The sequence below is a fragment of the Aeromonas sp. WP2-W18-CRE-05 genome (assembly GCF_014168615.1).
Classification (GTDB): domain Bacteria; phylum Pseudomonadota; class Gammaproteobacteria; order Enterobacterales; family Aeromonadaceae; genus Aeromonas; species Aeromonas caviae.
Map to the genome: position 1 here is coordinate 4,527,501 of NZ_AP021917.1, position 24,262 is coordinate 4,551,762.

Sequence of the window (24,262 nt, forward strand, 5' to 3'; positions counted from 1 at the left end):
CCATCGCGATCCAGAAAAATGGCGGGTTTACTCACAGCAGCTACCTCTATAGATGATTTCGCAAAAGTATCTCACAGGCCAATTAAAGCCCCAAAAGTAAAAGGGGTGGCCGAAGCCACCCCTTTCATGTGTGCATATAAAGTATCGATTAAGCGATAACTTTAGCTACAACACCAGCACCTACGGTACGGCCACCTTCACGGATGGCGAAACGCAGGCCGTCGTCCATCGCGATCGGGGCAATCAGGGTAACAACCATCTTGATGTTGTCGCCCGGCATTACCATCTCTACGCCTTCCGGCAGTTCGATGGTACCGGTCACGTCGGTAGTACGGAAGTAGAACTGCGGACGGTAGCCCTTGAAGAACGGGGTGTGACGACCACCTTCTTCCTTGGACAGCACGTACACTTCGGATTCGAACTTGGTGTGCGGCTTGATGGTGCCCGGCTTGGCCAGTACCTGACCACGCTCTACGTCTTCACGCTTCACGCCACGCAGCAGCGCGCCAACGTTCTCACCTGCACGACCTTCGTCCAGCAGTTTGCGGAACATTTCAACGCCGGTACAGGTGGTCTTGGTGGTATCTTTGATACCAACGATTTCCACTTCTTCACCAACCTTGACGATACCGCGCTCTACACGACCGGTAACTACGGTACCACGGCCTGCGATGGAGAAGACGTCTTCGATAGGCATCAGGAACGGCTGGTCGATGGCACGCTCCGGCTCCGGAATGTAGGTGTCCAGGTGGCCAGCCAGTTCCAGGATCTTCTCTTCCCACTGAGCTTCGCCTTCCAGCGCTTTCAGTGCGGAACCACGGACTACCGGCAGGTCATCACCCGGGAAGTCGTACTCGGACAGCAGTTCGCGAACTTCCATCTCGACCAGTTCCAGCAGCTCTTCGTCATCTACCATGTCGCACTTGTTCATGAACACGATGATGTACGGAACGCCTACCTGACGACCCAGCAGGATGTGCTCACGAGTCTGCGGCATCGGGCCGTCAGTCGCTGCTACTACCAGGATTGCGCCGTCCATCTGGGCAGCACCGGTGATCATGTTTTTAACGTAGTCGGCGTGACCCGGGCAATCTACGTGAGCGTAGTGGCGGGTAGCAGTGTCGTATTCTACGTGGGAGGTGTTGATGGTGATACCACGCTCACGCTCTTCCGGTGCCTTGTCGATCTGGTCGAAGGCGAAAGCTTTACCACCGAAGTGCTTGGCCAGCACGTTGGTGATGGCGGCGGTCAGGGTGGTTTTACCGTGGTCAACGTGGCCGATGGTGCCGACGTTTACGTGCGGTTTATTACGCTCAAATTTTTCTTTAGACACGACGTAGTCCTTCTAGGTTAAACCCGCCTACCGTCGTAGGCGGGGAATCTTAAATTACTTGGATTTGCGCTCTTCGATCACGGCCTGGGCGACGTTGGTCGGGGCATCGTGATACTTGGCGAATTCCATGGCGTAGGAAGCACGACCCTGGGTAGCAGAACGCAGGGAGGTGGCGTAACCGAACATTTCGGCCAGCGGCACCAGCGCACGTACGATCTTGCCGGACGGGCCATCTTCCATGCCTTCGATCAGGCCGCGACGACGGTTCAGGTCACCGATCACGTCGCCCATGTAGTCTTCCGGAGTCTCGACTTCGACCTTCATGATCGGCTCGAGCAGTACCGGGTTGGCCTTCATGAAGCCAGCCTTGAACGCCAGAGAAGCAGCGATCTTGAACGCCAGTTCGGAAGAGTCGACATCGTGGTAGGAACCGAAGTGCAGACGCACACCCAGATCCATTACCGGATAGCCTGCCAGCGGGCCGGACTTCAGCTGCTCGCGGATACCCTTGTCAACACCCGGGATGAATTCGCCCGGAATCACGCCACCCTTGATGTCGTTGACGAATTCGTAGGCTTTGCCTTCTTCCAGCGGGTACATGTCGATAACGACGTGACCGTACTGACCACGACCACCGGACTGCTTGGCATGCTTGCCTTCGATGTCCTTGACGGTGTTGCGGATGGTTTCACGGTAGGCAACCTGCGGCTTACCTACGTTGGCTTCTACCTTGAACTCGCGACGCATACGGTCAACGATGATGTCCAGGTGCAGCTCACCCATACCGGCGATGATGGTTTGACCAGATTCTTCGTCGGTCCATACGCGGAAGGACGGATCTTCCTGAGCCAGACGGCCCAGAGCCAGACCCATCTTCTCCTGGTCAGCCTTGGATTTCGGCTCAACGGCGATGGAGATTACCGGCTCCGGGAATTCCATACGCTCCAGGATGATCGGTGCGCTTTCGTCACACAGGGTATCACCGGTGGTGACGTCCTTCAGGCCGATGGCAGCAGCGATGTCGCCTGCGCGAACTTCTTTGATCTCTTCACGCTTGTTGGCATGCATCTGAACGATACGGCCGAAACGCTCGCGCTTCTCTTTAACGGAGTTCAGCACGGAGTCACCGGAGTTGACCACACCGGAGTAAACACGGAAGAAGGTCAGGTTGCCCACGAACGGGTCGGTAGCAATCTTGAATGCCAGAGCAGAGAACGGCTCGTCATCGGAAGCGTGACGCTCGTCCTTGGTCTCGCCATCCAGCTTCAGACCGTCGATAGCAGCAACGTCGGTCGGAGCCGGCAGGTACTCGACCACGGCATCCAGCATGGCCTGTACGCCCTTGTTCTTGAACGCGGAGCCACAGGTAACCAGGATGATTTCGTTGTTCAGAACACGCTGACGCAGAGCTTTCTTGATCTCTTCTTCAGTCAGTTCTTCACCACCCAGGTATTTTTCCATCAGGTCTTCAGACGCTTCAGCAGCGGCTTCAACCAGGTTCATGCGCATTTCTTGCGCCTGTTCCAGCAGCTCGGCCGGGACGTCTTCGTAGTCGAAGGATACGCCCTGGTCAGCTTCGCTCCAGTTGATGGCTTTCATCTTGACCAGATCGATAACGCCCTTGAAGTTCTCTTCGGAACCGATGTTCAGTTGCAGAGGAACCGGGTTACCTTTCAGACGGGTCTTGATGTGCTCAACGCAGCGCAGGAAGTTGGCACCGGTACGGTCCATCTTGTTGACGAACGCGATACGGGGAACCTTGTACTTGTTAGCCTGACGCCATACGGTTTCAGACTGGGGCTGTACGCCACCTACGGCACAGTACACCATCACGGCGCCATCCAGAACACGCATGGAACGCTCTACTTCGATAGTAAAGTCAACGTGGCCCGGGGTATCGATGATGTTGATACGGTGCGGTTGGAACTGTTTACCCATACCGGACCAGAAAGCGGTGGTCGCGGCGGAGGTGATGGTGATACCACGCTCTTGTTCCTGTTCCATCCAGTCCATGGTGGCGGCGCCATCGTGAACTTCACCGATCTTGTGACTTACACCGGTGTAAAACAGAACGCGCTCGGTAGTAGTAGTCTTACCGGCGTCGATGTGAGCGGAGATACCGATATTACGATAACGCTCAATGGGGGTTGTACGAGCCATTGTCATCCTCTTACTAGGGCGCTTGTCCCCAGATAATTAAAGGTGCGCAGAGTCATAAGACCCTGCGCAAGCGGATTACCAGCGGAAGTGAGCGAAGGCCTTGTTCGCTTCAGCCATACGGTGAACGTCTTCACGTTTCTTGACAGACGAACCCTTATTGTCAGCGGCATCCAGCAGCTCGCCAGCCAAACGCTGAGCCATTGATTTTTCACCACGTTTACGAGCGGCATCAACCAACCAGCGCATTGCCAGAGCATTGCGACGTACCGGACGAACTTCTACCGGCACCTGATAGGTTGCACCACCGACGCGACGAGATTTAACCTCGACCGCCGGACGAATGTTGTCCAGAGCGACTTCGAACAGGGCCAGGTGCTCTTTGCCAGATTTGGTGGCAATGATGTCCAGGGCGCCATAAACGATGGCTTCTGCAACAGATTTCTTACCGTCAACCATTACTACGTTGACAAATTTAGCCAGCAGCTCAGATCCGAACTTGGGATCCGGCAGGATTTTACGCTGACCAACAACACGACGTCTTGGCATTTCAAATTCTCCGTAACTTCAGGGGTTACCCAAAACTAGAAAGTTATCTAACTAGAAACGAATTAACGTTTGGCCTTACTTAACGGAGAACCATTAAGCTTTCGGACGCTTCACGCCGTACTTGGAGCGAGCCTGCTTACGGTCTTTAACACCGGCACAGTCCAACGCACCACGAACGGTGTGATAACGAACACCTGGCAAGTCTTTTACACGACCGCCACGGATCAGAACAACAGAGTGCTCTTGCAGGTTGTGACCTTCACCACCGATGTAGGAGGTGACTTCGAAGCCGTTGGTCAGACGTACACGGCATACTTTACGCAGTGCAGAGTTAGGCTTCTTCGGGGTGGTGGTGTATACACGGGTGCATACGCCACGCTTCTGAGGGCACGCTTCCAGCGCCGGCACGTTGCTTTTCACAACGAGCTTGATGCGTGGCTTGCGAACCAACTGGTTAATAGTTGCCATCAAAAGGCTCCTGATAATGACTTCATAAACGTGTGAAAAATCCTCCCCGCAGATACGGGGACGCGAAATTTTATGCCCTGTTGTCTGGGGAGTCAAGATTTATACAATTTGCACACCGAAATGGCAAATGACAGTCGAATGACATTATGTTAAGCAACTGAGATAAAAAGGAAAAACAAGCCTAACCGCCCCAGGTCTGCGGTGATCCGTGCTCGACGATCAACCTGATCAAACCCGGCATATCGAGTTCCATCCCGATCCCGGATGACAAGCCTCTCGCTTGCAGGTCTTCCTTCATGACGTACAGGGGGACGTCTGCCAAGCGCTCGCACCACCCGGGGGCAGCCGCCGCCATCACGGCATCCTGCATCAACACCACCAGATCCCCTTCCATGCGGTAACGCAACGCCAACTCGAGATCCTGGCTCATGAAGGGAGAGTTCAATATCAGCTGTATCACGGGCACCTCAGAAGCAGATGTGGGTGGTGAAACCCGCCCAGCTACGGCGAATTTCCGCAGGAGAGAGCGGAATCACTGGGATTAGCAGATCCGCCGCCGTCAGTCCTCGCTCAGCCAGTGACACCGCACAGACATAGATCTCTTCGATGTCATACAGTTCCAGCATCTTGAAGGTCGGGGCGTAGTGACGCTGCAATATGGCGTGTGGTGATTGCTCCCTCACCAGTTGCATCACGCCATCCCCCACCAGAAAGAGTGCCAAGGACTCCGTCAATGCAGAGGTGGCCAGCAGAGCATCCAGCCCCTCCCGACCACTCGCCGAACCATGGGGACCACGCCGTGAGATAAACGCTATTCTGGTCATTTTGTCCCCCTAGAACTGAACGAAGCGATCAGCGATCAGTGCGGCTTCCGCCAACTGACCGAGCCCGCTCAGGCAGAATGGCGCTTCCAGATTGAAATGCTCCCGTCCCATTTCCTTGGCCTCCTGCTCATCCAGCACGCCACGGCGCATGGCCGCAGCCACACACACATCGATGCGGATACCCTGCTGGATGGCCAACTCGCGCCACAACGCCACCAGGTCGGTCTCATCGCTGGCTGGCGCATGGAGGCCATTGGCATTGCACACCCCCTCCTGATAGAAGAAGAGGTGGGACAAGCGGTGTCCCTGCTCGACCAGACTCAGGGCAAAACGATAGGCCGTGCTGGCCGTCTGGGTGCCATAGGCGGGCCCGGTGACCAGCAGAGCAAAATTCAGACTCATGATCGCACTCCTGCACAGCGGTGCATCCATTCTACCTCACAGACGCAAAAGCCCCTCCTGGGAGGGGCTTTTCCAATGAAACAGGCTCAGACGTAGGCGATGGCTTCGACTTCGACCAGCACATCCTTGGGCAGACGAGCGACCTCCACACAGGAACGTGCCGGGGCGGACTCGCCAAAGTAGCGGGCATACACCTGGTTGAAGGCCACGAAGTTGTTCATGTCACTCAGGAAGCAGGTGGTCTTCAGCACCTTGCTGGTATCGGCCCCTGCGGCTTTCAAGACGGCAACCAGATTCTTCATCACCTGCTCTGCCTGAGCCTCGATGCCACCGGCAACGATGTCCATGGTGGCCGGATCGAGCGGGATCTGCCCGGAGGTAAAGACCAGCTCACCCAGCTTGGTAGCCTGGACATAAGGGCCAATTGCGGCAGGCGCCTTGTCGGTTGCAATCACTTCTTTAGCCATTGTTATCTATCCCCTATCTATGGCGCTTACTCGCTCTCTTCTTCACCCTGCTTGCGCTGTCGGATGTAGAGATACACGGTATGTTTGGAAATATTCAGCTTGTCGGCGACCAGGTTGATCGAATCCTTGATATCAAATATGCCCTTCTCGAACAACTGGGTCACGATAAAACGGTTCTTGGCATTGTTGGCCACGGAGGGATCACGATTGATCTCGTCGATGGTGTTGTCCACCGTCTGGGCAACCAGCTCTTCGACGCTGTTGGCGAAGGTCTCCGGTGATTGCCGCTCCACCTGCTGTGGTGTCGGGAAGAATTCGGCCACGAACTCGTGGAAAGGCGCATTGATGTGCAAATTGATGCAGATAAGGCCGATCACCTGCTTGTCGCGGTTACGGATGGCGATGGTGCTCGACTTCATCAAGGCACCGGTCCGACTGCGGGCAAAATAACTCTGGGTGTGATCCTGACCCGTGCTCTCGATGTCCTTGAGCATCCGCAGGGCGAGATCGGTGATCGGCGCCCCCAGAGTTCGACCCGTATTGAAACCATTCGCGATTTGGATCACGGACTCATGCAGATTTTCCAGGGAGTGGAGCACCACCTCGCAGTGCTTGCCGAACAGATCGGCCAAGCCTTCGATAAGGCCCCCATATGAACGCAACAGCTCCCTGTCTTCGTCTGTAAAAGCGCGACCGCTCAGTTGCTCTTCGGGAAGCAGTACTTCCTCGATACCGACAGCCATGTTCTACCCCTGTAATACCCATTCAACTTTCCCGAGTTTTCAGTTGCGACGGGGCAATGTCAACTTTTTTTGATTTTTTGCTCTATAACCTTGCACTGGATCATCCCCCTGCCCCAGCCCAGTGCACGCTGGGCGCCGGATGGGAAATAAAAAAAGGGCCCCTAGAAGGGGCCCTTTCTCATCACTGCTGCGGAAGATTACTCTTCGTCAAAACTGCCGGCTGCGTTGAGCAGATCCGCCAGGTTTTGCTGAGCTTCATCGGCAGTCACCTGCGGCACACCGACAGCACGGGCTGCGGCGGCACGCTGGTTGATGCGGCTGTGGTGGTAGGCAAAGCCGGTACCCGCCGGGATCAGACGACCCACGATCACGTTCTCTTTCAGGCCGCGCAGTTCATCACGCTTGCCACCAACGGCTGCTTCGGTCAGCACGCGGGTGGTCTCCTGGAAGGAAGCTGCGGAGATGAAGGACTCGGTGCTCAGAGATGCCTTGGTAATACCCATCAGGATATGACGGTAGGTAGCCGGGGTCTTCCCTTCGGCAACCAGTTTACGGTTGGCAATCTTCACACGGGCCACTTCAACCTGTTCACCTTCGATCAGGTCGGTGTCGCCAGCGCTCAGGATCTCGCACTTGCGAAGCATCTGACGCACGATGACTTCGATGTGCTTGTCGTTGATCTTAACGCCTTGCAGACGGTAAACGTCCTGCACTTCGTTGGCGATGTAGTTGGCGACCGGGCTGATACCGCGCAGGCGCAGGATGTCATGAGCAGACTCGGGACCGTCCGCCAGCACTTCACCCTTCTCAACTTTTTCACCTTCGAACACGTTGAGGTGACGCCATTTCGGAATCATCTCTTCGTAGATCTCGCCACCATCGGTCGGGGTGATGACCAGACGGCGTTTGCCCTTGGTCTCTTTCCCGAAGGAGATGGTACCGGAGATCTCGGCCAGGATGGCCGGCTCTTTCGGCTGACGTGCTTCGAACAGATCCGCAACGCGCGGCAGACCACCGGTGATGTCCTTGGTACCGCTGGACTCTTGCGGGATACGCGCAACCGCGTCACCCACGCCCACGTTGGCACCATCTTCCAGGTTCACGATCGCCTTGCCCGGCAGGAAGTACTGGGCGGGAACGTCGGTGCCCGGGATCATCACATCCTTGCCGTTCAGGTCGACCAGTTTCACGGTCGGACGCATCTCTTTACCGGCGCTCGGACGCTCGTTGACATCCAGTACGACGATGGAAGATAGGCCGGTCAGCTCGTCAGTCTGACGAGTGATGGTCACACCGTCGATCATGTGTTCGAAGTGCAGACGACCCGCCACTTCGGTGATGATCGGGTGGGTGTGCGGGTCCCAGTTCGCGACGGTATCACCGGCGTTCACCGCTTCGCCATCCTTCACTTCCAGCACGGAACCGTAAGGCAGCTTGTGGCTTTCCTTGGTACGGCCCATCTCGTCCATGATGGTCAGCTCGGTAGAACGGGAGGTGATAACCAGCTTGTCAGAGTTGTTCAGAACGAACTTGGCGTTCTGCAACTTGATGCTACCGGTGTTCTTCACCTGGATGCTGCTCTCGGCAGCCGCTCGGGATGCGGCACCACCGATGTGGAAGGTACGCATCGTCAGCTGGGTACCCGGTTCACCGATGGACTGAGCGGCGATAACACCGACAGCCTCACCCTTGTTAACCAGGTGACCACGGGCCAGATCACGGCCGTAGCAGTGAGCACAGTTACCGAAGTCGGTCTCACAGGTGATGGCAGAACGTACCTTCACGCGGTCGACGGAGTTGCGCTCCAGCAGGTCACACAGCTGCTCGTCGAGCAGGGTGTTGCGCGCTACCAGCACTTCATCCTCGGTACCCGGCTTGATCACGTCTTCGGCCACCACACGACCCAGCACGCGCTCACGCAGCGGCTCGACCACGTCGCCACCCTCGATCAGCGGAGTCATCCACAGACCGTCGGTAGTGCCGCAATCGTCCTCGGTGATCACCATGTCCTGGGCCACGTCAACCAGACGACGGGTCAGGTAACCGGAGTTCGCTGTCTTCAGTGCGGTATCCGCCAGACCTTTACGAGCACCGTGAGTGGAGATGAAGTACTGCAGTACGTTCAGGCCTTCACGGAAGTTCGCCACGATCGGCGTTTCGATGATGGAGCCATCCGGCTTCGCCATCAGGCCACGCATACCGGCCAGCTGACGGATCTGGGCGGCGGAGCCCCGCGCACCAGAGTCGGCCATCATGAAGATGCTGTTGAAGGAGGCTTGCTCTTCCTCATCGCCCAGGGAGTTGACGTTACGCTCCTTGGAAAGGTTGTCCATCATGGCCTTGGAGACGCGATCGTTCGCGCTGGCCCAGATATCGATAACCTTGTTGTAACGTTCGCCCGCGGTCACCAGACCGGACAGGAACTGGTCCTGGATCTCGGCGACTTCGGCTTCTGCAGCAGCGATGATGTCTTTCTTGGCATCCGGGATGACCATGTCATCGATACCAACAGAGGCACCAGACAGGGCCGCGTAGTGGAAACCGGTATACATCAGCTGGTCAGCGAAGATGACGGTATCCTTCAGGCCCTGCTTGCGATAGCAGGTGTTCAGCAGACGGGAGATGAGCTTTTTGCCCAGCGCCTTGTTGGAGACGCACTTGATCCAGTTCTGCGGGTTGGCGTCCAGGTCAGCCTGTTCTGCAGCAGTCAGTACCTTGGGCTCGTCGATCAGGGCGTATTCCATGCCTTTGGGCAGGATCAGGCTCAGGATCGCACGACCAACGGTGGTGTTCTTCATCTCGGTCTTGGCAACCAGTTCACCGGCTTCGTTCTTCACGTACTCGGTGATGCGGCACTTGACGCGAGCATGCAGGTCGGCCAGACCGGCACGGTAGACCTTCTCGGCCTCTTTCGGGCCGGACAGCACCATACCTTCGCCCTTGGCGTTGATACGGGCACGGGTCATGTAGTACAGACCCAAGACCACGTCCTGGGAAGGAACGATGATCGGCTCACCGGAGGCAGGCGACAGGATGTTGTTGGTGGACATCATCAGGGCGCGCGCTTCCAGCTGGGCTTCCAGGGTCAGCGGTACGTGGACCGCCATCTGGTCACCGTCGAAGTCCGCGTTATAGGCGGCACAGACGAGCGGGTGCAGCTGGATGGCCTTGCCTTCGATCAGGGTCGGTTCAAACGCCTGGATACCCAGACGGTGCAGGGTCGGTGCACGGTTCAACAGAACCGGGTGTTCGCGGATCACTTCGTCCAGGATGTCCCAAACGACGGCTTCTTCGCGCTCCACCATCTTCTTGGCGGCCTTGATGGTGGTCGCCAGACCGCGGGATTCCAGCTTGCCGTAGATGAAGGGCTTGAACAGCTCAAGTGCCATCTTCTTCGGCAGACCGCACTGATGCAGACGCAGGGTCGGACCTACGGTGATAACGGAACGACCGGAGTAGTCGACACGCTTACCCAGCAGGTTCTGACGGAAACGACCTTGCTTACCCTTGATCATGTCGGCCAGGGATTTCAGCGGGCGCTTGTTGGAACCGGTGATGGCACGACCACGACGGCCGTTGTCCAGCAGGGCATCCACGGACTCTTGCAGCATGCGCTTTTCGTTGCGCACGATGATGTCAGGCGCAGCCAGATCCAGCAGACGCTTCAAGCGGTTGTTACGGTTGATCACGCGACGGTACAGATCGTTCAGATCGGAGGTCGCGAAACGACCGCCGTCCAGCGGTACCAGCGGACGCAGGTCCGGCGGCAGCACGGGCAGCACTGTCATGATCATCCACTCCGGCTTGTTGCCGGATTGCAGGAAGGCTTCCATCAGCTTCAGACGCTTGGTGGTCTTCTTGCGCTTGGTCTCGGAGTTGGTCTGATCCAGCTCCTCACGCATGGCTTTGACTTCGCCTTCCAGATCGATGGCGCGCAGCAGAGCCAGAATGGCCTCGGCACCCATCTTGGCGTCGAATTCGTCGCCCCACTCTTCCAGTGCGTCCAGATAGTTCTCTTCGGAGAGCATCTGGCTGCGCTCGAGGTTGGTCATGCCGGGTTCGATCACTACATAGGATTCGAAATACAGCACGCGCTCGATGTCACGCAGGGTCATGTCCAGCAGCAGACCGATACGGGACGGCAGGGACTTCAGGAACCAGATGTGGGCAGTCGGGCTGGCCAGCTCGATGTGGCCCATGCGCTCACGACGGACCTTGGTCTGGGTCACTTCTACACCGCACTTCTCGCAGATCACACCACGGTGTTTCAGGCGCTTGTACTTGCCGCACAGACACTCGTAGTCCTTCACCGGTCCGAAGATACGGGCGCAGAACAGACCATCACGCTCCGGCTTGAAAGTCCGGTAGTTGATGGTCTCAGGCTTTTTGACCTCACCGAATGACCAGGAGCGGATCATGTCAGGAGAGGCCAGACCGATCTTGATACTGTCAAACTCTTCGGTCTTGGTCTGAGCCTTCAAAAACTTGAGTAAGTCTTTCACGTGTTTCCCCTGTCAGGAGTCTAACCTCGGCGCCCCGGCTGCCGAAACAGCGGGGCGCCCACGTCAATTCTCGAACAATAAGAGCGAGCTCTTACTCTTCGTCCAGCTCGATGTTGATACCCAGAGAGCGGATTTCCTTCAGCAATACGTTGAAGGATTCGGGCATGCCCGGCTCCATACGGTGGTCGCCATCCACGATGTTCTTGTACATCTTGGTACGGCCGTTCACATCGTCAGACTTGACGGTCAGCATTTCCTGCAGGGTATATGCCGCACCGTAAGCCTCCAGGGCCCACACTTCCATCTCACCGAACCGCTGACCACCGAACTGCGCCTTACCACCCAGCGGCTGCTGGGTAACCAGGCTGTAGGAACCGGTAGAACGCGCGTGCATCTTGTCGTCTACCAGGTGGTTCAGCTTCAGCATGTACATGTAACCCACGGTGACCTTGCGCTCGAAGGCGTTACCGGTACGACCGTCGAACAGGGAGATCTGACCGGATTCCGGCAGATCGGCCAGCTTCAGCAAGGCTTTGATTTCGCGCTCTTTGGCACCATCAAAGACAGGTGTAGCCACCGGCAGACCCTTACGCAGGTTACCCACCAGGGTACGCACGTCGTCGTCAGACAGTTCAGCAATGTTCACTTGCTGGGAGTCCTTCTCGCCCAGGTCATAGACCTGTTGCAGGAACTCGCGCATCTCGTGCAGCTCGCGCTGTTCTTTGATCATGCGGTCGATCTTCTCGCCGATGCCCTTGGCCGCGAGGCCCAGGTGCACTTCGAGGATCTGACCGATGTTCATACGAGACGGTACACCCAGCGGGTTCAGTACGATGTCGACCGGACGGCCGTACTCGTCATGGGGCATATCCTCGACCGGACAGATCTTGGAGATAACACCCTTGTTACCGTGACGGCCCGCCATCTTGTCACCCGGCTGGATGCGACGCTTGACGGCCAGATAGACCTTGACGATCTTCAGTACGCCCGGCGCCAGGTCATCGCCCTGGATGATCTTGCGACGCTTGTTCTCGAATTTCTTGTCGAACTCGGCCTTCAGCTCAACGTGCTGTTCAGCGATCTGCTCCAGCTCGATTTGCTTGGCTTCATCTTCGATGGCCAGCTCAAACCACTTGGAACGATCGAGCTTGTTCAGACGATCTTCGCTGTAACCGGCGGCCAGCAGCAGGTTGCGGGAACGGCCGAAAATGCCGTCTTCCAGGATCTTGAACTCTTCGGTCAAGTCCTTCTTCGCTTCCTTCAACTGCATCTCTTCGATTTCTTTGGCGCGCTTGTCTTTTTCCACGCCATCGCGGGTAAAGACCTGCACGTCAACCACGGTACCGTACACACCGTTCGGCACTCGCAGGGAAGAGTCCTTCACGTCGGACGCCTTCTCACCGAAGATGGCGCGCAGCAGCTTCTCTTCCGGAGTCAGCTGGGTTTCACCTTTCGGAGTCACCTTGCCGACCAGAATGTCGCCGCCCTTCACTTCGGCACCCACGTAGACGATGCCGGACTCGTCCAGCTTGGACAGAGCGGCTTCACCCACGTTCGGGATGTCAGCAGTGATCTCTTCCGGACCCAACTTGGTGTCACGGGAGATACAGGCCAGTTCCTGGATGTGAATGGTGGTCAGGCGATCTTCCTGAACAACACGCTCGTTCACCAGGATCGAGTCTTCGAAGTTGTAACCGTTCCACGGCATGAACGCGACGCGCAGGTTCTGACCCAGCGCCAGTTCACCGAGATCGGTGGACGGGCCGTCAGCCAGTACGTCGCCAGCCATGACCGGCTCACCCAACATCACGCACGGACGCTGGTTGATACAGGTGTTCTGGTTGGAACGGGTGTATTTGGTCAGACTGTAGATGTCGATGCCAGCTTCGCCAGGCAGCAGCTCATCTTCGTTGACCTTGATAACGATACGGGAGGCATCGACATAGTCGATCATACCGCCACGCTTGGCCACTACGGTCACACCGGAGTCAACGGCCACTGCGCGTTCCATACCGGTACCTACCAGCGGCTTGTCAGCGCGCAGGGTCGGTACAGCCTGACGTTGCATGTTTGAACCCATCAATGCGCGGTTCGCGTCATCGTGTTCCAGGAACGGGATCAGGGCCGCTGCCACAGAGACGATCTGTTGCGGGCTCACGTCCATGTACTGGATCTGGTCGGCGTTCATAAAGGTGGATTCACCTTTGTGACGGCACGGGATCAATTCATCTTTCAGACGGCCATCTTCGGTGGTCGCGGCGTTGGCCTGTGCGATCACGTACTTGCCTTCTTCAATCGCAGACAGGTAATCCACTTCGTCGGTGATCACACCGTCGATCACCTTGCGGTACGGGGTCTCGAGGAAACCGTACTCGTTGGTGCGGGAATACACGGACAGCGAGTTGATCAGACCGATGTTCGGACCTTCCGGCGTTTCGATGGGGCACAGACGACCGTAGTGGGTCGGGTGTACGTCTCGAACTTCGAAGCCGGCACGCTCACGGGTCAGACCACCCGGGCCCAGCGCGGAGATACGGCGCTTGTGGGTCACTTCGGACAGCGGGTTGTTCTGGTCCATGAACTGGGACAGCTGGCTGGAACCGAAGAACTCTTTGACCGCGGCGGAGATCGGCTTGGCGTTGATCAGATCCTGCGGCATCAGGGTGTCCAGATCGCCCAGAGACAGGCGCTCCTTCACCGCACGCTCGACACGGACCAGACCGACACGGAACTGGTTCTCGGCCATTTCACCGACGGAACGGATACGACGGTTACCAAGGTGGTCGATATCGTCCACTTCGTCGTTACCGTTACGGATGTCGATCAGGCGCTTCATGACCTCGACGATATCGTCCTTGGTCAGCACGCCAACGCCAGTCTCGTCTTCACGACCCAAACGGCGGTTGAACTTCATCCGACCTACGGTAGAAAGGTCGTAACGCTCGGAAGAGAAGAACAGGTTCTCGAACAGCTGCTCGGCCGCTTCGCGAGTGGGCGGCTCGCCCGGACGCATCATGCGATAGATCTCGACCAGGGCTTCCAGGCGGCTGGAGCTGGAGTCGATACGCAGGGTCTCGGACATGTAGGCACCGTGATCCAGTTCGTTGGTGAACAGAACCTCGAAATGCTTGAAGCCGGCTTGGGACAGGTTGGCAACCGCTTCCAGGCTCAGCGCCTGGTTGGCAGTGACAACCATCTCACCAGTCTGCGGGTGCGGGTAATTCTTGGCAGCAACTTTGCCAACAACATACTCTACCGGCACCTCGATCTGGGTGATGCCGTCTTTTTCCAGCTGACGGATGTGACGTGCAGTGACACGACGACCGGTTTCAACCACCACGGCGCCATTGGCAATGATGTCGAAGGTCGCGGTCTCGCCACGCAGGCGCTCGGGCACCAGATCCATCATCAACTTGCCATCCTTGACTTCGAAACCGATGGTCTCGAAGAAGGTGGCCAGGATTTCTTCGGAACTGAAGTCCAGGGCGCGCAGAATAATGGAGGCTGGCAGTTTGCGACGACGGTCGATACGGACAAACAGGTTGTCTTTCGCATCGAACTCGAAGTCCAGCCAGGAGCCACGGTAGGGGATAACGCGAGCGTTATAAAGCACCTTACCGGATGAATGTGTTTTGCCTTTATCGTGGTCGAAGAAGACCCCCGGGCTGCGGTGCAGCTGGGAGACGATGACCCGCTCGGTACCATTGATGACAAAGGTGCCGTTTTCGGTCATGAGCGGAATTTCGCCCATGTAAACTTCTTGTTCCTTGATGTCTTTGACGGTGCCGGCAGCTGCTTCACGGTCGTACAGAACCATACGAAGCTTGACACGCAGCGGCGCGGAGTAGGTCACTCCACGGATCTGGCATTCTTTTACGTCAAATACCGGCTCACCCAGGCGATAGCTGACATACTGAAGCTCAGCACTACCGGAGTAACTGGTGATCGGGAAAACGCTACGGAAGGCGGCTTCTAGGCCGTACTCACCTTCCGGGTCAGCCTCGATGAACTGCTTGAAGGAGTCCAGCTGAATGGACAACAGATAAGGCGTGTCCAGTACCTGGTCTCGCTTACCGAAGTCCTTACGTATGCGTTTTTTTTCGGTATAAGAGTAAACCATAGGGTTCCTCAGCTCGCTGATAAGTGACCCACTCTGTCCCCACGGGACAGCTCTGTCTCAACACCGTTTTGTGTTGGCCCGGACGATGAGGCGGTCCGGATTGCTGGTGCACCGAGAGTCGTGAACGGTGTGAAATACTCTCAGTCTACAGCGCAAAAAGGCTGGTGAATAAAGATTCACCAGCCTTAGCCTGTTTTATCAGGCTAATCTACATAAATGCAGATTATTTGATCTCAACAGAAGCACCGGCAGCTTCCAGCTCTTTCTTCAGAGCTTCAGCTTCGTCCTTGGACACGGCTTCTTTCAGATTGGTCGGAGCAGCTTCTACCAGGTCCTTGGCTTCTTTCAGGCCCAGACCGGTAGCGCCACGAACGGCCTTGATGACGGCAACTTTGTTGGCGCCAGCAGCAGTCAGAACTACGTCGAACTCGGTCTTCTCTTCTACTGCTTCAGCAGCAGCCGGGCCGGCCATGACGGCAGCAGCGGCAGAAACACCGAACTTCTCTTCCATAGCTTCGATCAGCTCAACAACTTCCATTACGGACATGGAAGCAACGGCTTCGATGATTTGGTCTTTAGTGATAGACATGACAAAAATTCCTGATGTTGAATAAACTCAAACAGCCTAGATAGGCGAGAATCAAGCAGCAGCTTGTTTCTGGTCGCGAACAGCAGCGATAGTACGAACCAGCTTGCCAGCAGAGGCTTCCTTCATGGTAGCCATCAACTTCGCAATTGCTTCTTCGTAAGTCGGCAGCGTGGCCAGACGATCAATTTGTGCTGCGGCGATAAACTCACCGTTAAAAGCGCCAGCCTTGATTTCGAACTTTTGGTTCGCTTTGGCAAACTCTTTGAACAGACGAGCGGCAGCGCCCGGGTGTTCGTTAGAGAAAGCAATCAAGGTAGGACCGGTAAATGCGTCGTTCAGGCACTCGTATTCGGTACCTTCTACCGCGCGACGCAGCAGGGTGTTACGCACAACGCGCATGTACACACCAGCTTCACGAGCGGTCTTACGCAGGACGGTCATCTTGTCTACAGTGACGCCGCGAGAATCGGCTACAACTGCAGAAAGAGCGCCTTTGGCAGCTTCGTTGACTTCAGCAACAATTGCCTTTTTGTCTTCGAGTCCCAATGCCATTGGCTTAACTCCTGGATTGAATCCGGGTCTGTTGACCCAGTACTGACACATCCCCCCTACCTTTACAACAGAGGGGAACGATGCGGTAGCAGGATTCCAGAAGAGAAAGAATCTTTCTCGCTGGGTTTCCGGCACCGTCTACGCAGGAAAAATTAAGGCTTTGCGGCCTCCTGCGGTCTTGGACGGAGGTCGAAACCCCCAACCAATCAAGGCGCAAAATTATAGATTAAATTTTGCGCCTTGTAAAACCCATCAATTAGGCCTGAGCTTCCAGGGAAGCTTGGTCTACGGCAACACCGGCACCCATGGTGGTGGAGATGCTGACTTTCTTGATGAATACACCCTTGGCGGAGGACGGCTTGGCCTTCTTCAAGGCAACCAGCAGAGCTTCCAGGTTTTCTTTCAGCTGAACTTCGTTGAAAGAGACCTTGCCCAGAGTGGTATGAATGATACCGTTCTTATCGTTACGGTAACGAACCTGACCAGCCTTGGCGTTCTTGACGGCTTCGGCTACGTTCGGAGTGACGGTACCCACTTTCGGGTTCGGCATCAGACCGCGCGGGCCCAGGATTTGACCCAGTTGACCAACAACACGCATGGCATCCGGGGATGCGATGACGACGTCGAAGTTCATCTCGCCTTTCTTGACCAGCTCAGCCAGGTCATCCATACCAACCAGTTCAGCACCGGCAGCCTTGGCGGCTTCGGCGTTGGCACCCTGGGTGAACACGGCGACACGGATGTCACGACCGGTACCGTGCGGCAGTACAGTTGCACCACGTACGTTCTGGTCGGATTTACGAGCATCGATACCCAGGTTAACGGCAACGTCAACGCTTTCAACGAACTTGGCAGTAGCCAGTTCTTTCAGCAGGGCAATGGCTTCGTTGATGGAGTACTCTTTGGTACCGTCAACTTTTTCGCGAATAACGCGCATACGCTTGGACAGTTTAGCCATTGTCTTACTCCTCCACTACCAGGCCCATGGAACGAGCGGAACCGGCGATGCAACGTACTTTTGCATCCAGATCGGCACCAGTCATATCCGGCTCTTTGGTCTTGGCGATTTCTTGCAGCTGAGCCACAGTCACCTTACCAACCTTGTCTTTGTTCGGCTTGGCGGAACCAGACTGGATACCAGCGGCTTTCTTCAGCAGGAAGGAAGCGGGCGGAGTCTTGGTTTCGAAGGTGAAGGAACGGTCGCTGTAAACGGTGATCACGACCGGAGTCGGAGAACCTTTTTCCAGCTTTTCTGTACGGGCGTTGAATGCCTTACAGAATTCCATGATGTTCACACCGTGCTGACCCAGAGCAGGACCAACGGGAGGGCTGGGGTTAGCACTGCCAGCCTTAACTTGCAGCTTGATATAAGCTGTGACTTTCTTAGCCATTACAAAAATACCTCAAAAATGGGTTCTAACGCCTCGGAGACATGCTCCTGCAAACGGCTCCCCAACAAATAAAGGGGCAGCGAATTATAGAGATAATCGCTGCCCCTGACAACCGTTAAACGTACAGAGATTAATCAGCCTTTTTCGACCTGACCAAAATCCAGTTCTACCGGCGTTGAGCGGCCGAAGATCAGTACGGAGACCTTCACGCGGCTCTTTTCGTAGTCTACCTCTTCAACGGTACCGTTGAAGTCGGCGAACGGACCATCGGCAACCCGGACCATCTCACCCGGTTCAAACAGGGTTTTCGGACGCGGTTTGTCGTGGGCATCTTGCAGACGGTTGAGGATGGCATCCGCTTCTTTATCGGAGATCGGAGCCGGACGGTCGGAAGTACCGCCGATGAAGCCCATGACGCGCGGTACATTGCGTACCAAGTGCCATGTGGTTTCATCCATCACCATCTGGACCAGGACGTATCCTGGGAAAAATTTGCGCTCACTCTTGCGCTTCTGGCCAGCACGCATCTCGACCACTTCTTCGGTCGGGACCAGCACTTCACCAAACAGCTCTTCCATGCCATGCATCTTGATATGTTCACGCAGGGATTTGGCAACACGGCCTTCGTAGCCGGAAAATGCCTGCACGACATACCATCTCATACGCTGTTCACGTTGTTCAGTCATGGCTTATCCTTACACACCGGTAATCAGGTTGACCAACCAGACCAAGGCGCCGTCCAACACGAACAGCAGCAGCCCCATCACGGCAGTCACCGCCAGCACAATCAGGGTTGTCTGAATGGCTTCCTGACGGGTCGGCCATACGACCTTGCGGACTTCCAGGCGAGACTCACGGGCAAACGCCAGTGTTGCCTTGCCCTTGGTGGTTTGCAGGGCCACTGCACCGGCAGCGGCGATGACAACGACCACACCCAGGGCGCGGACGGCAGCAATAACGTCGCTCAGCAGGTAATTGCCCACTACAGCGGCCGCCAGGATAATGAAAACCAGGCCCCAAAGCAGGGTATCCTTGCTTCCGCCCTGACCCTCAGAACTAACACTCATACAACCCACCTGTATCTGACGTAACCAAAGACACAAAAGCCCCGTACGAGACGAGGTATATGGCAGGGGCGGCAGGACTCGAACCCGCAACCATCGGTTTTGGAGACCGCTGTTCTACCAATTCGAACTACGCCCCTGCATAAGAAAGCCCCTATTATAGGGGCTTTGCTTTATTTATGTAAGCCAAGATTAAGCGATAACTTTGGCTACAACACCAGCACCTACGGTACGGCCACCTTCACGGATGGCGAAACGCAGGCCGTCGTCCATCGCGATCGGGGCAATCAGGGTAACAACCATCTTGATGTTGTCGCCCGGCATGACCATCTCTACGCCTTCCGGCAGTTCGATGGTACCGGTCACGTCGGTAGTACGGAAGTAGAACTGCGGACGGTAGCCCTTGAAGAACGGGGTGTGACGACCACCTTCTTCTTTGGACAGCACGTACACTTCGGATTCGAACTTGGTGTGCGGCTTGATGGTGCCCGGCTTGGCCAGTACCTGACCACGCTCTACGTCTTCACGCTTCACGCCACGCAGCAGCGCGCCAACGTTCTCACCTGCACGACCTTCGTCCAGCAGTTTGCGGAACATTTCAACGCCGGTACAGGTGGTCTTGGTGGTATCTTTGATACCAACGATTTCCACTTCTTCACCAACCTTGACGATACCGCGCTCTACACGACCGGTAACTACGGTACCACGGCCTGCGATGGAGAAGACGTCTTCGATAGGCATCAGGAACGGCTGGTCGATGGCACGCTCCGGCTCCGGAATGTAGGTGTCCAGGTGGCCAGCCAGTTCCAGGATCTTCTCTTCCCACTGAGCTTCGCCTTCCAGCGCTTTCAGTGCGGAACCACGGACTACCGGCAGGTCATCACCCGGGAAGTCGTACTCGGACAGCAGTTCGCGAACTTCCATCTCGACCAGTTCCAGCAGCTCTTCGTCATCTACCATGTCGCACTTGTTCATGAACACGATGATGTACGGAACGCCTACCTGACGACCCAGCAGGATGTGCTCACGAGTCTGCGGCATCGGGCCGTCAGTCGCTGCTACTACCAGGATTGCGCCGTCCATCTGGGCAGCACCGGTGATCATGTTTTTAACGTAGTCGGCGTGACCCGGGCAATCTACGTGGGCGTAGTGGCGGGTAGCAGTGTCGTATTCTACGTGGGAGGTGTTGATGGTGATACCACGCTCACGCTCTTCCGGTGCCTTGTCGATCTGGTCGAAGGCGAAAGCTTTACCACCGAAGTGCTTGGCCAGCACGTTGGTGATGGCGGCGGTCAGGGTGGTTTTACCGTGGTCAACGTGGCCGATGGTACCCACGTTAACGTGCGGTTTATTACGCTCAAATTTTTCTTTAGACATGATCGTCCCTCTAAACTAACGCTGAGTACGCGGTGGCAAGCTAACCACAGAACAGTTTATATGATGGATTTGAATCAAGGGGAGTAGAGAGGTTGGTGCTGACAGGCTGGTTCGATTGCCGAACTCACCCTAAGGTGTGGCTCTCAGAATTACCTGAGCCATATCAGCATCTTGGAGCGGGCAGCGGGAATCGAACCCGCATCATCAGCTTGGAAGGCTGAGGTAATAGCCATTATACGATGCCCGCATTTCTCTAACCCAAAGAACTCAAACCGCAGAGAAATATGGTGGAGGGAGAAGGATTCGAACCTTCGAAGGCAGAGCCGTCAGATTTACAGTCTGATCCCTTTGGCCGCTCGGGAACCCCTCCAGTTGCATAAATGCCACAACGGTAATTCTGCTTGCACCCGTTGTTTTTGTCGCTTTTGCTCGGCAAATAGACGACAGACATCCAAGCGTCGCGCATTTTATGGTAAGGATTTTGGGGATGCAACCATTGCACCTTGCAAAATGTGCATTTATGCCGGGTTCCAGGCAAAAAAACGCTCCTTCTCCGTCCCGACCGGACGCGTCCCTTGTCGCTCCCGATCCCTTGGTGTATGGTCGCCCTGCCCAAGAAACAGTGATGACACCATGACGACAGAGCATAACCCCTATTTGCAATTCACCCGCGAACAATGGGCGTTATTGCGCGATGCGGTCCCCCTGACCCTGACCGAGCACGATCTGCAGACCCTGCGCGGGATCAATGAGAAGGTGTCATTGCGAGAAGTGGAAGAGATCTACCTGCCCCTCTCCCGTCTCCTCAATCTCTACGTCAAGGCCAAGCAGCGCCGCAGCCGGGTGCTGGAGCAGTTTCTCGGTCAGTCCCGCGGCAAGGGCACCTATATCATCAGCATTGCCGGCAGCGTGGCGGGGGGAAAGAGCACCACGGCCCGTATCCTTCAGGCATTGCTGGAGCGCTGGCCGGAGCACCCCAGGGTGGAGCTGGTCACCACCGACGGCTTCCTGTTTCCCAACAAGGAGCTGGAAGCCCGTGGCCTGATGCGTCGCAAGGGGTTCCCCGAGTCTTATGACATCCGCCATCTGGTGGAATTTGTCGCCAATATCCGCGCCGGCCACGAGAAGGTCGAGGCCCCCGTCTACTCCCACCTCATCTATGACATCCTGCCCGACGAGAAGAAGGTGGTGGAGCAGCCGGACATCCTGATCCTGGAGGGGCTCAATGTGCTGCAAAGCGGCATGGACTATCCCCAGGACCCTCATCGCGTGTTCGTGTCGGACTTCGTCGACTTCTCCATCTATGTGGATGCCGACGCCGAGCTGCTGCGCACCTGGTACATCGATCGTTTTCTCAAATTCCGCAGCGGCGCCTTCTCGGATCCCGACTCCTATTTCCACCACTACGCCAAGCTGGCCGAGAGCGAGGCGACCGAGATCGCCAACAACATCTGGCAGGATATCAACTACCTGAATCTGCAAGAGAACATCTTGCCGACCCGGGAGCGGGCCAACCTCATCCTCACCAAGGGCAATGAGCACGCCATCGAGCAGATCAAGCTGCGCAAGTGACCACTGTCGCAGTGCATACATGGAAGAGGGGGCCCGCAGGCCCCCTCTTCCATTCAGTCCTCATGAGCGTATGGGTTCAGTCCCCCCGCCGCAGGGAGAGTTCCCCTCCCAGATAGAGCTTGAGCCCCTCTTCCGTCTCCAGACGCAGGGCTCCGCGTTCGTCGATCCCCCGGGCAATCCCGCGGATCACCTGCTCTCCCATCAGCAGCTTCACCGGCTGGCCGGCGAAGTGGTCGAGCCGGTTCCAGCTCTCGACAAAACTCGCCAACCCCGTCTGTTCGAAGGTTTGCATGGCCTGTTGCAGGTGCAGCAGCACGCAGGCGGCCAGCTCGTTGCGATCCACCAGCTCGGGCTGGATATGGCGCAGCTCGGACCAGGCCTGATCGATCTTCTCTCCCTCCCGACTCGGCATCGCCAGATTGAGGCCGACCCCGATCACCAGATGGCAGCTGGCACCCGCACTGCCGCTCATCTCCACCAGGATGCCCGCCAACTTGCGGCCCTGGTAATAGAGGTCGTTCGGCCACTTGAGCTCCACCCCGGGATAACCGAGGGACTCCAGCGCCTCGACCACCGCCACGCCGACCGCGAGACTCAGTCCCATGGCGGCCGCCATGCCCTGCTCAAGCCGCCAGTACATGCTCAGGATCAGCTGGCAACCGAAGGGAGAAACCCAGGGTTTGCCACGACGTCCCCGCCCGGCGGTCTGGCACTCGGCCAGACAGCTTTCCCCGGAGCTCAGGGTGTTGACCCGCTCCAGCAGGTACTGGTTGGTGGAGTCGATGACAGGGAAGCAGTGCACCGGTGCCATCGGTGCCTCTGCCTGCAGCCGCCCCTCGTCATAGAGGGCCATGGGCACCGCCAGCCGATAGCCCTTGCCGGTCAGGCTGAAGAGATCCAGCCCCAGATCCTTGAGCGCGGCCATGTGCTTGCTCACCGCCGCCCGGCTGATGCCAAGGCGCTCGCCCAGCTGCTCACCGGAATGGAACTGGCCGTCGCTGAGCAGGGTGATCAGGGTCTGTCTGACGGGGGTCAGGGTCATGCCAGTACCTCGTCGAGCCAGGTTTCACCGCTGCGCCCCATGAAGCGCACCTCATGTTCCAGCACCACACCGAACTGGTGTTCCACGCTGTCGCGGACGTGGGCCGCCAGCGCGATGAGCTCCATGGCGCTGGCGCCCCCCAGATTCACCAGCACCAGCGCCTGCTCCTGATGGACGGCGGCACGACCGATGGCAAACCCCTTGAGACCGCATTGATCAATGAGCCAGCCAGCCGCCAGCTTTGCCTGCCCTTCTGCTGCGGGGTAGCAGGGCATCTGCGGGTATTGCTGTTTCAGGGTCTCGGCCAGGGCGGCGGGCACCACAGGGTTTTTGAAGAAACTGCCCGCGTTGCCCAGCAACGCCGGATCCGGCAGCTTGGCCATGCGGGTGGCACAGACGGTGTCGAAAATGGCCTGTGGCGAAGGGGCATCTCCCAGCGCCGCCAGCGGGCCATAGCCGGCGACCGGGCGCCATGCCTTGGGCAGGCGCAGACCGACGGCGGTGATGAAGTGGGAGTCCTGATAGTCGTGCTTGAAGATGCTGTCACGGTAACCGAACCGGCAGTCGGCCGCCGCGATGCGCTCAACCTCGCCACTCTGCCAGTTGAACGCCTCCACGTAGGTACAGACGCTGGCCAGCTCGACCCCGTAGGCACCGATGTTCTGTACCGGGGCCGCCCCGACCGTCCCAGGAATGAGTGCCAGGTTCTCCAGCCCGTGCCAGCCCTGTTGCAGGGCGTGGCATACCAGCTCGTGCCAGTTTTCACCTGCCGCCACGTGCAGCAGCCAATGCTCGGACTCCTCGTGCAGCGTGATCCCTTTCAGGCCGTTGTGGACCACCAGACCGGCAAAGTCATCGCAGAACAGGATGTTGCTTCCTCCTCCCAGCACCAGACGCGGCAAGGGGGCCAACTCCGGGTTGGTCCGCAGCTGCGCGAGATCATCCGGCCCGGTCACATCGGCCAGCCAGAGGCAGTGTGCGTCCAGGCCCAGAGTATTGAGGGTCGACAGGGAGGCATGGGGGGTGAGTTTCATCTGTGTGTTCCGACAAGGACAAGGGCGCAGTTTACCCCAGATCCCCCGGGACAAAAAACCCGGACACTTTTCGGAC

22 protein-coding genes and 3 tRNA genes (1 of these 25 running past the window's edge) are annotated in these 24,262 nt (G+C 57.0%); 1 reads left to right on the forward strand and 24 read right to left on the reverse strand.

Annotated elements, in window-relative coordinates:
- From gmhB to H7R73_RS21315, 22 genes are all read right to left on the reverse strand, one after another.
- On the reverse strand, positions 1-35 hold the start of the coding sequence (gene gmhB, locus H7R73_RS21210) for a D-glycero-beta-D-manno-heptose 1,7-bisphosphate 7-phosphatase (RefSeq protein WP_010675946.1). Its footprint begins 508 nt before the window's first position; 35 of the gene's 543 nt are visible here — the first part of the coding sequence; it begins with the start codon at positions 33-35; its stop codon lies off the left edge, out of view.
- Positions 36-148: 113 nt separating this feature from the next.
- Positions 149-1,333, reverse strand: a complete 1,185-nt coding sequence (gene tuf / locus H7R73_RS21215; RefSeq protein WP_005306325.1) for an elongation factor Tu — start codon at positions 1,331-1,333, stop codon at positions 149-151.
- Between the two features lie 54 nt (positions 1,334-1,387).
- Positions 1,388-3,493 carry an elongation factor G gene (gene fusA, locus H7R73_RS21220; RefSeq protein WP_010675948.1) on the reverse strand — a complete coding sequence of 702 codons (2,106 nt, stop codon included), beginning with the start codon at positions 3,491-3,493 and terminating at the stop codon, positions 1,388-1,390.
- A gap of 75 nt (positions 3,494-3,568) precedes the next feature.
- Positions 3,569-4,039 (reverse strand): 30S ribosomal protein S7, encoded by a 471-nt coding sequence (gene rpsG / locus H7R73_RS21225; RefSeq protein WP_010675949.1) that lies wholly within the window; start codon positions 4,037-4,039, stop codon positions 3,569-3,571.
- Between the two features lie 93 nt (positions 4,040-4,132).
- Positions 4,133-4,507 (reverse strand): 30S ribosomal protein S12, encoded by a 375-nt coding sequence (gene rpsL / locus H7R73_RS21230; RefSeq protein WP_005306278.1) that lies wholly within the window; start codon positions 4,505-4,507, stop codon positions 4,133-4,135.
- Between the two features lie 181 nt (positions 4,508-4,688).
- Positions 4,689-4,967, reverse strand: coding sequence for a sulfurtransferase complex subunit TusB (tusB, locus tag H7R73_RS21235; protein ID WP_029314859.1), 279 nt, complete (start codon positions 4,965-4,967; stop codon positions 4,689-4,691).
- 7 nt (positions 4,968-4,974) lie between these two features.
- Positions 4,975-5,331, reverse strand: a complete 357-nt coding sequence (gene tusC / locus H7R73_RS21240; RefSeq protein ID WP_029314860.1) for a sulfurtransferase complex subunit TusC — start codon at positions 5,329-5,331, stop codon at positions 4,975-4,977.
- A gap of 9 nt (positions 5,332-5,340) precedes the next feature.
- Positions 5,341-5,733: a sulfurtransferase complex subunit TusD gene (gene tusD / locus H7R73_RS21245; RefSeq protein ID WP_103260912.1), complete on the reverse strand. Its 393-nt coding sequence runs from the start codon at positions 5,731-5,733 to the stop codon at positions 5,341-5,343.
- Between the two features lie 86 nt (positions 5,734-5,819).
- Entirely contained in the window at positions 5,820-6,200 is a 381-nt protein-coding gene (locus H7R73_RS21250; protein ID WP_010675953.1) for a RidA family protein, read from the reverse strand.
- A gap of 26 nt (positions 6,201-6,226) precedes the next feature.
- Positions 6,227-6,943 (reverse strand): helix-turn-helix transcriptional regulator, encoded by a 717-nt coding sequence (locus H7R73_RS21255; RefSeq protein WP_010675954.1) that lies wholly within the window; start codon positions 6,941-6,943, stop codon positions 6,227-6,229.
- A 197-nt stretch (positions 6,944-7,140) separates the two neighbouring features.
- Positions 7,141-11,445, reverse strand: coding sequence for a DNA-directed RNA polymerase subunit beta' (gene rpoC / locus H7R73_RS21260; RefSeq protein WP_010675955.1), 4,305 nt, complete (start codon positions 11,443-11,445; stop codon positions 7,141-7,143).
- A 91-nt stretch (positions 11,446-11,536) separates the two neighbouring features.
- Positions 11,537-15,565 carry a DNA-directed RNA polymerase subunit beta gene (gene rpoB, locus H7R73_RS21265; RefSeq protein WP_103260913.1) on the reverse strand — a complete coding sequence of 1,343 codons (4,029 nt, stop codon included), beginning with the start codon at positions 15,563-15,565 and terminating at the stop codon, positions 11,537-11,539.
- A 223-nt stretch (positions 15,566-15,788) separates the two neighbouring features.
- Positions 15,789-16,154: a 50S ribosomal protein L7/L12 gene (rplL, locus tag H7R73_RS21270; protein ID WP_010675957.1), complete on the reverse strand. Its 366-nt coding sequence runs from the start codon at positions 16,152-16,154 to the stop codon at positions 15,789-15,791.
- Between the two features lie 51 nt (positions 16,155-16,205).
- Complete coding sequence (gene rplJ / locus H7R73_RS21275; RefSeq protein WP_005339895.1) at positions 16,206-16,706, reverse strand: 50S ribosomal protein L10; 501 nt, start codon at positions 16,704-16,706, stop codon at positions 16,206-16,208.
- 256 nt (positions 16,707-16,962) lie between these two features.
- Positions 16,963-17,664 carry a 50S ribosomal protein L1 gene (gene rplA / locus H7R73_RS21280; RefSeq protein ID WP_010675958.1) on the reverse strand — a complete coding sequence of 234 codons (702 nt, stop codon included), beginning with the start codon at positions 17,662-17,664 and terminating at the stop codon, positions 16,963-16,965.
- 4 nt (positions 17,665-17,668) lie between these two features.
- Positions 17,669-18,097 carry a 50S ribosomal protein L11 gene (gene rplK / locus H7R73_RS21285; RefSeq protein WP_005306313.1) on the reverse strand — a complete coding sequence of 143 codons (429 nt, stop codon included), beginning with the start codon at positions 18,095-18,097 and terminating at the stop codon, positions 17,669-17,671.
- 134 nt (positions 18,098-18,231) lie between these two features.
- Entirely contained in the window at positions 18,232-18,783 is a 552-nt protein-coding gene (nusG, locus tag H7R73_RS21290) for a transcription termination/antitermination protein NusG (protein WP_010675959.1), read from the reverse strand.
- A gap of 9 nt (positions 18,784-18,792) precedes the next feature.
- On the reverse strand, positions 18,793-19,164 hold the full coding sequence (secE, locus tag H7R73_RS21295) for a preprotein translocase subunit SecE (protein ID WP_010675960.1): 372 nt from the start codon (positions 19,162-19,164) through the stop codon (positions 18,793-18,795).
- A 60-nt stretch (positions 19,165-19,224) separates the two neighbouring features.
- Positions 19,225-19,301 (reverse strand) — tRNA-Trp (locus H7R73_RS21300).
- Between the two features lie 52 nt (positions 19,302-19,353).
- Entirely contained in the window at positions 19,354-20,538 is a 1,185-nt protein-coding gene (gene tuf, locus H7R73_RS21305; protein ID WP_005306325.1) for an elongation factor Tu, read from the reverse strand.
- A gap of 172 nt (positions 20,539-20,710) precedes the next feature.
- Positions 20,711-20,785 (reverse strand) — tRNA-Gly (locus H7R73_RS21310).
- Positions 20,786-20,823: 38 nt separating this feature from the next.
- A tRNA-Tyr gene (locus tag H7R73_RS21315) sits at positions 20,824-20,908 on the reverse strand.
- A 263-nt stretch (positions 20,909-21,171) separates the two neighbouring features.
- Here H7R73_RS21315 and coaA point away from each other — a divergent pair.
- Positions 21,172-22,110: a type I pantothenate kinase gene (coaA, locus tag H7R73_RS21320; RefSeq protein WP_029314861.1), complete on the forward strand. Its 939-nt coding sequence runs from the start codon at positions 21,172-21,174 to the stop codon at positions 22,108-22,110.
- A 76-nt stretch (positions 22,111-22,186) separates the two neighbouring features.
- On the opposite strand, the gene birA is transcribed toward coaA, so the two are convergent.
- Together birA and murB are read right to left on the reverse strand one after the other, a co-directional pair.
- Positions 22,187-23,152: a bifunctional biotin--[acetyl-CoA-carboxylase] ligase/biotin operon repressor BirA gene (gene birA, locus H7R73_RS21325; protein ID WP_042864793.1), complete on the reverse strand. Its 966-nt coding sequence runs from the start codon at positions 23,150-23,152 to the stop codon at positions 22,187-22,189.
- Positions 23,149-24,186: a UDP-N-acetylmuramate dehydrogenase gene (murB, locus tag H7R73_RS21330; protein WP_103260914.1), complete on the reverse strand. Its 1,038-nt coding sequence runs from the start codon at positions 24,184-24,186 to the stop codon at positions 23,149-23,151. Before murB ends, birA begins: the two co-directional genes overlap by 4 nt.
- Positions 24,187-24,262: the final 76 nt, after the last annotated feature.